Here is a 12,450-nt window from a genome sequence, read left to right on the forward strand (position 1 = left end):
GCGACGAACGTATCGAATGCATCGGGCATGGTGGCATGGCCGCTTCTGCTCCTGCCCATGGTGGGCAAGGCCAGGGCTGCGAGCCCGGCACCCATCAGTCTGCGTCGTTGCATCAGGAAAGCATCGAGGGTATCGGGATCGGTCACGTACTTGGCCCTTTGTGCGGTGGGCAATGGCATTGCGCAAGAGAAGGAAGAAGTCGGATTAGCCTGAATACGAGGTAGTGACCCCGTCATCTAGTTGCGCGATAGGTCCTTCCTGCTTAATATGTAGGCGCCTACCTATATTGTCAAGCCAATGGTCGATGCCAAAACGGATCTGAGCAACTACACATCGCGCGCCGGTGGTGCCGCTTTAGGCGCGAGGCTTCGGCGTCTCTCGGAGCGGATCGATCGAGAGGCCGCGCAGTTCTATGCGGAGCTGGGTGTGGAGTTCGAACAACGTTGGTTCGGCACACTGAACCTGCTGGATCAATTCGATTCGCTCACGGTCGGGGAGCTATCCGAGGCGTTGGGCATCAGTCACGTTTCGGTGAGCCAGGCACGTGACTCATTGCATAAAGCAGGATTGGTCGAAACAACGGCGGATCCAGAAGACGGCCGTCGCAGAATGCTCCGTCTTTCAAGGAAAGGGCGTACCCTCGTGAACCGCTTGAGGCCCACATGGGCGGCTTTATCGGCGGCTGCCGAAGCTCTGGATCGCGAAGCGGGAGGGGTTGTGAAAATGCTTGATCGATTGGAGCGAGCGCTCGAAAAGAGATCAGTCTGTGACCGGGCGAGATTGTTCAAGAAGCCAGACTAGCGCAAGCCTCCGAGCGAACGCCTCAGGCCGATCGTGAGGGGCTGCTTCTGGCCGGACGTCGACATTGGATGGCGACCAAGCTGAGATGCAACGCTGGCTGAAATTGATGGTCGACTTGGCCGGAATCCGCATCGAGTTCGGGCAACGGCTGTCATGGCATCGACGTCGCCCGCACTGACTTCAAGCTGTTCAGTTTGCCGAAGCCGGCCGCACTGGGGTCCAGCTTGGTAGTCGAGTGCCAGCCCATGCGGTAGGAACGAACAGCCTCGCTCCGGGGTGAGCCCTGTGTTGACATGGTCGAGCTCGGCCGAAAGCCTGGCGTTCATCCGTCTTCTGCGGCTTTCGTTGGACGGATGTGCTTATTGCTGCAAACGGCGCACGAGACGATTTTATGCCGACCCATTGCGAATCCTGCCTAGTGACTGCCTAGTGATTAGGGACAAAACTAACCCCAGCTTGGTGGGCGTCGGCGTGGCCATCAGGGCGCTGCTCTACCATGCTGGGCCTGGCTTGGCATGCTCCAAAATCACCTCTCTTGGCGTACTTTGCGAGCATTTCGTTGACCTCATCAATCGCTCGCTTCGCCTTGATCGGGTCGCACGGCCTTTGGGGTATCGCACGAAGTGTCTCTAGCCGCGGCAAAGAGTCGAGAAAGTCAGCCGGAACCGGCCAGGTTCGCCGGGTCCTTGCCAACGTCCGGAATGCGGCCCTGACACGCTCCGTGTCATGCATTTCATTCCAGCTATGGCGCTCGGCCACCGCCTCCAGCCAAGCCTGTGCGGTGAGGTCAATCACGTCCATTGGTGGCGAACGTTCGAGAGAGAGTAGGCAGAGCTTCTGCAGTCCTGCTGCGATCTCGATCAGAAGCCAGTTCGGATTGGGCTGCATGTTTGAGTTTCTCCAGGCGCGCTAGGCCCGTCAGCGTCTTGGACAGCTGTCCATTGCCTCGGGCAGATGTGATGTTCCGAGAAATCGATTCTGCGCGCTCGGCGTTTTCGCGACGAGCAGTGGCGATGACGTAACCTGCCGGCTTGCCAGGGAAAAGGCCTGCGACCTCCAACAAATGCTCGGTCGTAACCCCCTCCACGCAGGCCGCGATGAGGTCCGGGTTCTGCGACGTGACACGGACGCCAGCCTTAGTCAGTGTTGCGGCTGATATGCTGGCGGAGGTTCTTCCTGCAGGCGGAGCGAGCGCTTCTATGTGTGGTTCATGGGCTTCTGGCAATTGGCGACTGGTTTCTGGTGTCTGGAGAGCATTGCCTTTGCTGTGCATTCGCATCGTTGGCGCATGTGCGTTCGCATTGCCTTCGGATTGCCAACGAAGTTCTGCGCTGCGCTTGGCCTTCGCCCGCTTCTCCTGATAGCGGCTGATCTCCTCTTCGCAGCGCTTATGACGCCACCCGTCGGCGGCCTGGATGAAGAACTCGTTCAGCACCGTCTCGAGGGCAATCTTTTCTTCGCGTGAGCGTGCGCGGGCTAGCCGTTGCACCACCTTCATGTCGAGCGGAAGCAATACTTCGGTGCTGTAGTAGCGTCGCAACAGGCGGCCGTACATGCCGTCTTCGCAGGCCGTCAAGTGGGCGGTCGCGGTTTCGTAGTCGCCTATGTGAAGCTCAAAATAGTTCACCTTGGACCAGTCCTCTTCGCTTCGATCAGAGAGCCCTTGGGCCAGGTCACTCCGGCCAATCGGCCATTCGGGTTGCGCCGAACACTGAGTTCATTGAAACGGGATCTTTCGGCAGGATTGGGCCGGGCGACAACGACAACCGTCAACTCACTGACCATTGGTTGTCTGCTCAATGAGCATTCTTATGTCTTCAACCCGCCACGCAGTCGTTCGAGGCCCGAGGCGCACAGGGGCCGGGTATCTTTTCGAACGGACCCCCTCCCACCAAGCGGACCGAGAGACGGGCCAGATCGCGGGAATCGGAGGGGTGGCTTTGGCGTCTCCGAGGATCTGACGGAGGCGAAGGAAACCAGTATCGGGAAGTGTCTGCATTTGGACCTCATTTGATGTGGAGAACCAGCACCAAGACTCCCATGAGGTTCATTTCCCTTGCGTACATATACTCCGACGACACAAGCTATTGATTTACATGGAATTAATGCCGATGTCGCTCCTCGGGCGTCGCAGGATGTTGGCGTATCCCATTGGTCTATATAGGCCGATCTGCCGGCGCAGAACTGTATGTCGTCGACCAGTTCCGGCGGCGAGGCAGTGGCCGCCGCGCTTGAAACTGCCCCCGCGAAGGGGCGATGCGTCGAGCTTGGCCGCAAATGGATTTCAACAGGCCAACCCACTTCATCGATACTTCGTCGATTACACGATTGCAGGGGTGAAGACAGCGGTCCGCACCTGCTGCATGCTCAAAAGTCGAGCACTAGAATTCCGCCTTCTATTGAGCCTTGCGCACTATCGACTCGGCGTTGTCATTGAGCCTCAAACCGTCCAAGTAGTCCGCCCACGCCTGCATCATCTTCTTGCGCTCTGGGAGGTATGCTGTTCGATTGTAGGCCCGTCCATTGGGATCGCGGACGGCATGCGCAAGCTGGTGCTCGATGTAGTCGGGGCGGAAGTGCAGCGTCTCGTCCAGCACGGTGCGGGCCATCGCGCGGAAGCCATGGCCGGTCATGGCTTCCTTGTCGAAACCCATGCGGCGCAGCGCTGCATTGATCGCGTTGTTGCTCATGGGCTGCTTGGGGCTGCGGCCACCGGGGAAGACATAGCGCCCGTGTCCGGTTAGCGGATGCAGCTCCCGCAGGATTGTCAACGCCTGATCTGACAGCGGGACCAAATGAGGTTCGCCCATCTTCATTTTCTCGCCGGGGATGTTCCACTCGGCGGCGTTGAGGTCGATTTCTTCCCACTCGGCGTGGCGCAGTTCGCCGGGGCGCACGAACACCAGCGGGGCGAGGCGCAGGGCGCACCTGGTCACGAAGCCACCCATGTAGCCATCCATGGCGCGCAGCAGGCCGCCAATCGCTTTGGTGTCGGTGATGGCCGCGTGGTGGCGCTCAGGGGCTGCGGGAAGGGCGCCTTTCAGGTCGGCTACGGGATTGCGATCAGCTCGCCCGGTGGCGATCGCATAGCGCATCACCTGTCCGCAGTTCTGCATGATGCGGTGCGCCGACTCGATGGCGCCTCGCTCTTCGATGCGGCGTGCCACCCTGAGGAAGTCGGGAGCGGCCAACTCTGCAACCGGGCGCTTCCCGATCCAAGGGAACACGTCGTTCTCTAGCCACGCTGTCACTTTGACGGAGTAGGCGGTGACCCAATCACGCTTGGCCAGCCACTCGCGGGCCACCACTTCAAAGCTGTTGGCCGCGCGCTCCTCGCCGGCTGCTTTCGTTGCCTTGCGGTGTTCGCCTGGATCGACGCCAGCGGCCAGCAGCTTACGTGCATCGTCACGCTTGGCGCGCGCGTCGGCCAGACCGGTGTCGGGGTAGGTGCCCATGCTGAGCGTCTTGCGCTTGCCCAGGTAACGGTAATCGAATCGCCACCAGCGGGAACCGTTCGGGTTGAGCAGCAGGTACAGCCCACTTCCATCAGTGAGCTTGATGGGCTTGTCAGTCGGCTTGGCTTTGCGGATAGCGGTGTCGGTGAGCGCCATGTCGGTAGCTCCGTGACGGTAGGTGGGCAGGGGGTGGAGGTCTCTACCGTCAAACCTACCGCCGCTTACCGTCGGATTGCAACGCTCGACATCGCACCCAATTGGACACAAAAAAGGCCGAAACCCTTGATATTTCTGGGGATTCCGGCCTGATTTGCACGTCGTTGGACGTTGAGATGGTGGAGGTGGGCGGAATCGAACCGCCGTCCGAAGGCACTCCATCCCCGGCACTACATGCTTAGCTCACCGTTAGATCTCGTCCCGGGGCAGCACGGTGTGCAAAGCGCACCCAAGGACCAGCCTGCTTTGGGTTAACTAGGGGCTGACAGGCGGCCACCCCCGGCGATTCCGTGATAATGACCCTACGCTGCGAGCACGGACACAAGCAGTTTCGGGGCTTACGCCTTAAGCGGCGAGAGCGTAGTTGTCGTCGTTGGCAACTAGAGTTTTGCAGCTGGATTTACGAGGAAAGCTACCCCCTCGGCATGCGCCAGGCGACTTTGCAACCCCCGTCGAAGCCAGTGCACCCCCGGGGACAGCCAACATCGCTGACCACCCCAGTATAGGGCCGGGCCGGCAGTACTCAAGAGGCGGGCAGGTGGCATGCGGCATCCGTTCACGTGACATGGTCTCCACGGCTACGCGGTATGCTCCCGCGCATGACTTCACTCGATGCTGCGTCCGGGAAGGACCGTGGACTCCGCTGGCAAACCGGCCCCCGTGCGTACCTGTTGGCCTTGGCGGTACTGTTGGGCTCGCTGGGCATCGTGATCGCATTGTGGCGCGTGGCTTACCAGCGCGAGTTGGACGTGTCGCGGCAGGCCTTCGTCCAGGACGCCGAAGTGGTTGCCGAGCGGGTCCGGCAGCGGATGGTCAAGTATGAACTGGTGCTGCGTGGCGGCTCGTCCTTGTTTGCTTCGCTTGCCCGCCCCACGCCGCAGCAGTGGCGGGCCTATGTGGACCAACTGGATATCGACCAGCGCTTTCCCGGCATGGTGGGGTTGGGGTTCGCCGGTTATGTAAGCCAGGCGCAGATGCTGGTCCTGCAGCGGGAGTGGATGGACTCAGGGTATGGACGCCTTGAGATCCGGCCGCGTGGCGTCCGGTCGCACTACGGGCCGATTCTCTATCTGGAGCCGCGGACCCAGGTGAATGCCGACGCGGTCGGGTTCGACATGTACGCCGAGGCGCTGCGACACCGCGCCATGGCGGATGCGGCCGACACGGGGCTTCCCCGGCTGACCGGGCCCCTCCGGCTGGTGCAGGATGGCAACCAGCCGCGGACGGGCATGCTGATCTATGCCCCCGTGTACTTCGGCGGCCTTGAGCCGAAAACGCTGGCCGCCCGGCGCGAAGCCTTGCTGGGCTGGGCTTACGTACCGTTGCGGGCGGAGACGTTTGTCCGTGCGGCACTCGGTGAGTCGGGCAAAGCTGCCCAGTTGGTCTTCCGCATCACCGACGTCACCGATGTCGCCGATCAGCTGCTGTTTTCGACATCTCCACGGTCAGGGCAGGCCAAGCCCGCTTTTGAACACGCCCTCGAATTGGATATGTATGGGCGTCGATGGCGGTTCGACTTCCAGTCCGGGCCCATGGCGCAGGCAGCCCCCCAGTTGAGAGGTCTCTATTGGACGGGAGCGTTGGGGGTGCTCGTATCGCTGTTGATGTACGCCGTCGCCATGATCCTGGTGAGAACACAGTCGCGCGCGCAGGCGCTGGCCGAGCGGATGACCGAAGACTTCCGTCGCAGCGAGGAACGGTTCCGCATCGCGGTGGAGCATTCGGCTATCGGCAAGGCGTTGTTGGACCGGGAGGAGAAGATCGTGGGTGTGAACGCAGCGCTTGCCAGCATCGTCAAGCGCGATCGCACTTCCCTGCCTGGCACCATGCTCTCGTCGTTGTTTGCAGCAAGCGAAGCCCCGGAAACCGTGGACGAACACGGGATCCGCCGCTCCAACCGGCAGATCATTCGGCAGGACGGGGACGTGCGCGAGGTGCAACTGACCTTCTCGCCAATTCCCGGCAACATTGGCCAGGACGTGGCAGGACTGGTGCAGGTTGAAGACGTCACCGAGCGGGTGCGCGCCGAAGCGCGCGTGCACGCGCTGAATCGCACGTTGGAGGCGCGAGTCGCGTTGCGCACCCGGGAGCTGAGCCAGGCCAACCAGGAGCTGGAGGCCTTCGCTTACAGCGTGTCCCACGACCTGCGGGCGCCGCTACGGGCCATCGATGGCTTCAGCCGGATCCTGGCCGAACGCTACGCCAAGGTGCTGGACGAGGAGGGCGTCGATTACCTCAACCGCGTGCGCAAGGCGGCCTCGCGGATGGGTGAGCTGATCGACGCGCTACTGAAGATGTCACGCGTGAGCCGCGGCGAGATGCGGCTGGAACGACTGGACATGACCCGCATTGCCGGCGAGGTGGTGGAGGAACTGCGCCTGGCGTCGCCCGGGCGCAAGGTGGACGTGGCGATCGCTCCGGACATGGCCGTGGAAGGCGACGCCACGTTGGTGCGCAATTTGTTGGGCAACGTGCTGGGCAATGCGTGGAAGTTCACCAGGGACCGCGAGAATGCCCATATCGAGATCGGCACCGCGGGCGTGGACGAAGGCATGGTGGAGTTCTACGTCAGGGACAACGGTGCCGGCTTCAGGCAGGAATACGCGGACAAGCTGTTCCGGCCGTTCCAGCGACTGCACCGCCAGGAGGAGTTCGCCGGCCACGGCATCGGCCTGGCCTCGGTGAAACGCATCGTCGAGCGACATGGCGGCGAGGTCCGCGCCGAAGGCCGCGAAGGCGAGGGTGCGACGTTCTACTTCACCTTGCCGGCGATCGTTCCACACCCCTGATGCAGGGGTGGGTTGGCGCGGGCGCCTTGTGCGCCCGTCACGCGTCCTTGTTGTGGCGCCGCATCACCCGTTGCTTCTCGCGCTGCCAGTCTCGCTCCTTGCTGGCGTCGCGCTTGTCGTGCGCCTGCTTGCCCTTGGCCAGGCAGATCTCGATCTTGACCTTGTTGCCTTTCCAGTACAGCGACGTGGGCACCACGGTATAACCTTCGCGCTGGATGCGGCCGATCAGGTTGTCGATCTCGTTCCGATGCAGCAGCAGCTTGCGTGTGCGGCGCTCATCGGCCACCACGTGCGTGGAGGCGGAGATCAGCGGGGTGATCTGCGCGTTGTGCAGGAACATCTCGCCGTCGCGGATGTGGGCGTAGCTCTCGCCGATGTTGGCGCGACCCGCGCGGATGGACTTCAGTTCCCAGCCCTGCAGGGCCAAGCCGGCCTCGAACTTCTGCTCGAGGTAGTAGTCGTGTCGGGCACGCCTGTTGGTCGCGATGGTGCCGCCACCCGCGCCCTTTGCCTTATCCTTGCCGGTCTTGCCATTGTTCTTTGCCATTGCGCCTATTGTCCCCGAAAGTGGGGTCGACAGGCGACCACCCCATGACTTCCATCCGCCGATCCGCCCTTGTAGAGCATTCCGCCGCGCGCATGTTCGCGCTGGTCAACGATGTCGCTGCCTATCCGCGACGATTTGACTGGTGCGAAGGCGCGCAGGTGCTGGAAGAGGGCGAGGGCCGCAAGGTGGCCCGGCTGGACCTTCGGATGGGTGGGCTGCGGACCTGGTTCATGACCGAGAACACCCTGGCGCCGCCGCATCACATCGACATGCGGCTGATCGATGGCCCGTTCCGCAAGCTGGGCGGGCGCTGGGAGTTCCACTCCCTGGACGAATCGGCGTGCAAGGTCACCCTCACCCTCGACTTCGAGCCGGCGGTGAAACTGCTGGGGGCGGCGATGGCGGTCGGCTTCCAGAGCCTGGCCGACCGGATGGTGGACGATTTCGTACGCGTTGCCGACCGGGGCGACGTGGCGTGAAGGTGCAGGTGGTCCGGGCGTGGCCGCGACGCCATGAGGCGGCCGAGGTGTCATTGGCCCCGGGCAGTTGCGTGCGCGACGCGGTGTCGGCAGCCGGTTGGGCTGCGGATGCGGAGGTCACCGGCTATGCGGTGTTCGGGGCAAAAGTGTCCCTGGATGCGATTTTGGTCGACGGAGACCGCGTGGAACTGCTGCGCGCACTCACGGTGGACCCCAAGGTGGCCCGGCGCAAGCGGGCCGAAGCACGGCCGATCAAGAAGCGCTGAATGCGGAAGGGGCCGCGACAAGCGGCCCCTTCTGGCGCGTTCCACTGGAAGCGGGAGCGGATCAGCGACCCTTCTTCTTGTCCTTGGCCAGGTTGGGCCCGAACTGCTTGCGCGCGGCCTTGGCCAGTTCCTCATCCTGCTCCGGGAAATAGTCGCCTTCCCAGCGGGTGACGGCATCGCCCTCGAAATGGATGGTCAGGTTCTTCTTTTCGGTACGCGCCAGTCGGCCTACGCGCTGGGTGGCGGTGTAGTCCCAGCGGTTCTGGCTGAAGGGGTCGGCAATCGACGGCGTGCCCAGCAGCAACTGGACCTGCTGCTTGCTCATGCCCACCTGCAACTGGTCGACCGCGCTCTTCTCCAGCAGGTTGCCCTGGTAGATAGGCTGGCGGTAGACAATGCCGCAGCCGGACGTGGCAAGGGCGACGGAGAGAACCAGGACGAGCTTTCGCATTTGGTTTCGGGCAGGCGGATATCGACCCGATGATACACTGAAGGCAAGTTTGCGCGCCCGCCGCGTGCCGTCCGTTCATGGAGACGACATGGAATCGCAAGACCTGCGCAATGCCGGTTTGAAGGTTACCCACCCCCGCCTGCGCATCCTGCAACTGCTGGAGCAGGCCAAGCCGCGGCACATGACTGCCGAAGACATCTATCGGCACCTGCTGGAACAGGGCGAGGACATCGGCCTGGCCACGGTGTACCGCGTGCTGACCCAGTTCGAGGCCGCGGGACTGGTGCTGAAGCACAATTTCGAGGCCGGCCAGTCGGTCTACGAACTGGACCGTGGCGACCACCACGACCATATGGTGGACGTGGACACGGGCAAGATCATCGAGTTCGAGAGCGACGAAATCGAAGCGTTGCAGCACAAGATCGCGGCCAAGTACGGCTACGAGATCGAGGCGCACTCGCTGGTGCTGTACGTGCGCAAGAAGCGCGGCTGACCCTGCGCCGCGCGCTAGTCCACGTCCGCGAGCAACCGCTTGGCCGCCGCACGCGCTTCCTTGGTCAGCTCCACGCCGCCGAGCATGCGGGCGAGTTCTTCCTCGCGAGCCTTGGCATCCAGGCGCTGCACTGCGCTTCGGGTGATGCCTTCGCTGGCCGCCTTGCTCACCCGGTAGTGGGCGTGGCCCTTGGCGGCCACCTGAGGCAAGTGCGTCACGCACAGCACCTGCCGGCTGGCGCCGAGGGCGCGTAGCTTCTGACCGACGATGTCGGCCACTGCGCCGCCGATGCCGGAATCCACTTCGTCGAACACCATGGTCTGGACCGCGTCCAGGCCGAGCGCGGCGACCTCGATGGCCAGCGAGATGCGGGACAGTTCGCCGCCAGACGCGACCTTGCGCAGCGCGCGGGCCGGCTGGCCGGGGTTGGCGGCCACGAGGAACTCCACGCGCTCGGCTCCGTTGGGGTCGGGGCGATTGGCGTCGACGGGCTCCAGCGCGACATCGAAGCGACCGCCGCCCATGCCGAGGTCGGCGATCAGGGCGGTGGTGGAATCGGAAAGGGACTTTGCAGCGGCCTGGCGTGCCTCGGTGAGTACGGCGGCAGCTTCCTGCCACGCCGTTTTCGCCGTCTCGATTTCGCCATCGAGCTGCTGGACGCGCACGCCAGCAGTGCGCAGTACTTCCAGTTCCTCAGCGAGGCCGTCTCGGTGCGCGGCCAATTGCTCGGGGGTGACGCGGTGCTTGCGGGCCAGTTCGTGCAGGCGGCCGAGGCGGCGCTCCAGCCCTTCGAATGCATCCGGGTCCAGCTCCAGGTCGCTGCGCACGCGGTCCAGCAGTACCAGCGCCTCGTCGATCTGGATCGCGGCGTTGTCGAGCATGGCATTGACCTCCAGCAGGCGTGGCTCATGCTCGGAAACGCGCTGCAGGTCGTGGCGGGCCTGCTGGAGCAGGCGGGTCAGCGACGGACCTTCGTCCCCACCGAGGCGGGCGAAGGTGCCTTCGCAGGCCGTGATTAGGTCGCTTGCATGGGCCAGGCGACGGTGGTCGGCCTGCAGCTTGGCAATCGTGCCCGCGTCGAGTGCCTCGCGGTCGAGTTCGGTGAATTGGTGCTCCAGCCAAGCGGTGCGTTCGGACACATCGCCGCGGGCGGACAGGGCGTCGCGCTCCTGCAACAGCGCGCTCCAGTGGCGGGCGGCGCTGGCCACCGCGGCGCGTGGAGTGTCGGTGCGGCCGTAGGCATCCAGCAACGCCAGCTGGCTCGGCTTCGACATCAGGGCCTGGTGCTCATGCTGGCCATGGATTTCCACTAGGCGGGTGGCCAGGTCGGTCAGTTGCGACAGCGTGACTGGCCGGCCGTTGATCCAGGCCTTGGAGCCGCCGTCGGCGCGGATGACGCGGCGGATCTGGCAGCCATCGTCCTCGTCCAGCTCATTCTCCCGCAGCCATGCCAGGGCGGTCGGGGTATCGGCCAGGGTGAAGTCGGCCACCAGTTCGGCCCGGTCGGCACCATGGCGGACCACGCCGCTGTCGGCGCGCAGGCCGGAGATCAGTCCCAGCGCGTCCACCAGCAGGGACTTGCCGGCGCCGGTCTCGCCGGAAATGACGGTCAACCCGGGGCCGAAGGCCAGTTCGGCTTCGGTGACCACGGCGAATTGCTTGATGGAGAGGTGGGTCAGCATGCGGGGCGATTGTGCCGGGTGCGGAGCGTTGGGCCAAGCGGGGGCGGGGGCACCTTGGCATGACGAATTCTCACGGGACGAGATTGCCCAAAGTCCCACGCCCGGGTGGAGTTCGCTTGCGCCCTGTCGGCCAGACGCTTATATCAAGTAGATGAGCCGCCGCCCCACCGACCCCATTCTTGACCCGCGAGCCCGGCAGTTGCTGCGCACGCTGATCGGTCGCTACATCCAGAGCGGTGAACCGGTGGGCTCGCAGACGCTGGCGCGCCATGCGGGGCTCGATGTCAGTCCGGCCACCATCCGCAACATCCTGTCCGACCTGGAGGACGTGGGCCTGCTGAGTGCCCCCCATACTTCGGCTGGGCGGATTCCCACTGCGCAGGGGTACCGGCTGTTCGTCGATACATTGCTTCAGGTCTCGCCCTTGCCCGAAGGCGAGGTGTCGCGCCTGCGCAGCGAGTTGCCTGCCGGCTCGGGGACACAGGCGCTGCTGGGCAGTGCTTCGGAATTGCTCTCGGCCATGACCCACTTCGTGGGGGTGGTCAGCGTGCCCAACCGGGCCCAGTTCGCGTTCCGCCGGATCGGTTTCGTGCCGATCGACGCACAGCGCGTATTGGCCATCGTGGTGCTGGCCGACAACGATGTGCAGAACCGCATCATCCAGACCAGGCGACCATATGACGCGGGCGAGCTGGAACGGGTGGCGAATTACCTCAATACCCACTTCGCCGGTCGGGCGGTTGCGGACATCCGGGCGACGCTGTTGCGGGATCTGCGCACCGCGCGGGCGGAAATGGAGACGCTGCTGGCGCAATCGGTCGAACTGGCCGAACAGGTGCTGGCGCCGGGCGGGGACGACATGGTGGTGGCGGGACAGACCCGCCTGATGGGCGTGCAGGAGCTTTCGGATGTGGACCGCCTTCGCGACCTGTTCGAGGCCTTCGCCCGCAAGCGCGAGATCCTGCAGTTGCTGGAGCGCACGGTGCAGGCGCCCGGCGTGCGCATCTTCATCGGCGAAGAGACCGGGCTCGCTCCGCTGGAGGGGGTGTCCCTGGTGACCGCACCCTACACCTCCGGGGGGCGGGTGTTGGGCGTGCTGGGGGTGATCGGCCCCACGCGCATGGCCTATGAGCGGGTGATTCCGGTGGTCCAGGCGGCCGCCGACGCGCTCGGGGCCGCGATCCAGCCCGATCTGGGCTAGGTGGCTTGAAAGCCCCCGGCGGGGGCCCCATAGCAGGGCTGTCGTGCACTCCCGGCCAAGGGAAGTGCGT

At 64.0% G+C, this 12,450-nt stretch carries 11 protein-coding genes and 1 other RNA gene; 6 read left to right on the plus strand and 6 right to left on the minus strand.

Annotated elements, in window-relative coordinates:
• Positions 1–297 precede the first annotated feature (297 nt).
• A complete protein-coding gene (locus N800_RS15465) occupies positions 298–801 on the plus strand; it encodes a MarR family winged helix-turn-helix transcriptional regulator (RefSeq protein ID WP_084086967.1) in 504 nt (167 codons plus the stop codon).
• Positions 802–1,588: 787 nt separating this feature from the next.
• On the opposite strand, the gene N800_RS15470 is transcribed toward N800_RS15465, so the two are convergent.
• From N800_RS15470 to ssrA, 3 genes are all read right to left on the minus strand, one after another.
• The gene (locus N800_RS15470) at positions 1,589–2,428 is read right to left on the minus strand and encodes a YdaU family protein (protein WP_198032422.1); all 840 of its coding nucleotides are present in this window, start codon (positions 2,426–2,428) and stop codon (positions 1,589–1,591) included.
• 769 nt (positions 2,429–3,197) lie between these two features.
• A complete protein-coding gene (locus tag N800_RS00010) occupies positions 3,198–4,412 on the minus strand; it encodes a tyrosine-type recombinase/integrase (RefSeq protein ID WP_036133298.1) in 1,215 nt (404 codons plus the stop codon).
• 177 nt (positions 4,413–4,589) lie between these two features.
• Positions 4,590–4,943, minus strand: a transfer-messenger RNA (tmRNA) gene (gene ssrA, locus N800_RS15480).
• Between the two features lie 128 nt (positions 4,944–5,071).
• Between ssrA and N800_RS15105 the strand changes: the two genes are divergently transcribed.
• Positions 5,072–7,261, plus strand: a complete 2,190-nt coding sequence (locus tag N800_RS15105; RefSeq protein ID WP_198032423.1) for a CHASE domain-containing protein — start codon at positions 5,072–5,074, stop codon at positions 7,259–7,261.
• A gap of 37 nt (positions 7,262–7,298) precedes the next feature.
• On the opposite strand, the gene smpB is transcribed toward N800_RS15105, so the two are convergent.
• Positions 7,299–7,808, minus strand: coding sequence for an SsrA-binding protein SmpB (gene smpB, locus N800_RS00020; protein WP_036133301.1), 510 nt, complete (start codon positions 7,806–7,808; stop codon positions 7,299–7,301).
• Positions 7,809–7,852: 44 nt separating this feature from the next.
• On the opposite strand from smpB, the gene N800_RS00025 reads away from it, so the two are divergent.
• Together N800_RS00025 and N800_RS00030 are read left to right on the plus strand one after the other, a co-directional pair.
• Positions 7,853–8,287, plus strand: a complete 435-nt coding sequence (locus N800_RS00025; protein ID WP_036133306.1) for a type II toxin-antitoxin system RatA family toxin — start codon at positions 7,853–7,855, stop codon at positions 8,285–8,287.
• On the plus strand, positions 8,284–8,553 hold the full coding sequence (locus N800_RS00030) for an RnfH family protein (RefSeq protein WP_036133310.1): 270 nt from the start codon (positions 8,284–8,286) through the stop codon (positions 8,551–8,553). The genes N800_RS00025 and N800_RS00030 overlap by 4 nt, the downstream gene beginning before the upstream one ends.
• Positions 8,554–8,614: 61 nt before the next feature.
• On the opposite strand, the gene N800_RS00035 is transcribed toward N800_RS00030, so the two are convergent.
• Complete coding sequence (locus tag N800_RS00035) at positions 8,615–9,004, minus strand: outer membrane protein assembly factor BamE (protein WP_036133313.1); 390 nt, start codon at positions 9,002–9,004, stop codon at positions 8,615–8,617.
• Positions 9,005–9,092: 88 nt separating this feature from the next.
• Between N800_RS00035 and fur the strand changes: the two genes are divergently transcribed.
• Positions 9,093–9,497, plus strand: coding sequence for a ferric iron uptake transcriptional regulator (gene fur / locus N800_RS00040; protein ID WP_036133315.1), 405 nt, complete (start codon positions 9,093–9,095; stop codon positions 9,495–9,497).
• 14 nt (positions 9,498–9,511) lie between these two features.
• Here the strand turns inward: fur and recN are convergent, their stop codons facing one another.
• Positions 9,512–11,179: a DNA repair protein RecN gene (gene recN / locus N800_RS00045; RefSeq protein WP_036133317.1), complete on the minus strand. Its 1,668-nt coding sequence runs from the start codon at positions 11,177–11,179 to the stop codon at positions 9,512–9,514.
• A 151-nt stretch (positions 11,180–11,330) separates the two neighbouring features.
• On the opposite strand from recN, the gene hrcA reads away from it, so the two are divergent.
• Positions 11,331–12,380: a heat-inducible transcriptional repressor HrcA gene (gene hrcA, locus N800_RS00050; protein WP_036133320.1), complete on the plus strand. Its 1,050-nt coding sequence runs from the start codon at positions 11,331–11,333 to the stop codon at positions 12,378–12,380.
• The last annotated feature ends 70 nt before the right edge of the window (positions 12,381–12,450 follow it).

This window comes from Lysobacter daejeonensis GH1-9, from assembly GCF_000768355.1.
GTDB lineage: Bacteria > Pseudomonadota > Gammaproteobacteria > Xanthomonadales > Xanthomonadaceae > Aerolutibacter > Aerolutibacter daejeonensis.

What these genes read in the sequence shown, in the direction of transcription:
- N800_RS00025 (WP_036133306.1), top strand. Translation starts at nt 7,853, where the DNA reads ATGACTTCCATCCGCCGATCCGCCCTTGTAGAGCATTCCGCCGCGCGC.
- N800_RS00010 (WP_036133298.1), bottom strand. Translation starts at nt 4,412, where the DNA reads ATGGCGCTCACCGACACCGCTATCCGCAAAGCCAAGCCGACTGACAAG.
- recN (WP_036133317.1), bottom strand. Translation starts at nt 11,179, where the DNA reads ATGCTGACCCACCTCTCCATCAAGCAATTCGCCGTGGTCACCGAAGCC.
- N800_RS00035 (WP_036133313.1), bottom strand. Translation starts at nt 9,004, where the DNA reads ATGCGAAAGCTCGTCCTGGTTCTCTCCGTCGCCCTTGCCACGTCCGGC.
- fur (WP_036133315.1), top strand. Translation starts at nt 9,093, where the DNA reads ATGGAATCGCAAGACCTGCGCAATGCCGGTTTGAAGGTTACCCACCCC.
- N800_RS15465 (WP_084086967.1), top strand. Translation starts at nt 298, where the DNA reads ATGGTCGATGCCAAAACGGATCTGAGCAACTACACATCGCGCGCCGGT.
- hrcA (WP_036133320.1), top strand. Translation starts at nt 11,331, where the DNA reads ATGAGCCGCCGCCCCACCGACCCCATTCTTGACCCGCGAGCCCGGCAG.
- smpB (WP_036133301.1), bottom strand. Translation starts at nt 7,808, where the DNA reads ATGGCAAAGAACAATGGCAAGACCGGCAAGGATAAGGCAAAGGGCGCG.
- N800_RS15105 (WP_198032423.1), top strand. Translation starts at nt 5,072, where the DNA reads ATGACTTCACTCGATGCTGCGTCCGGGAAGGACCGTGGACTCCGCTGG.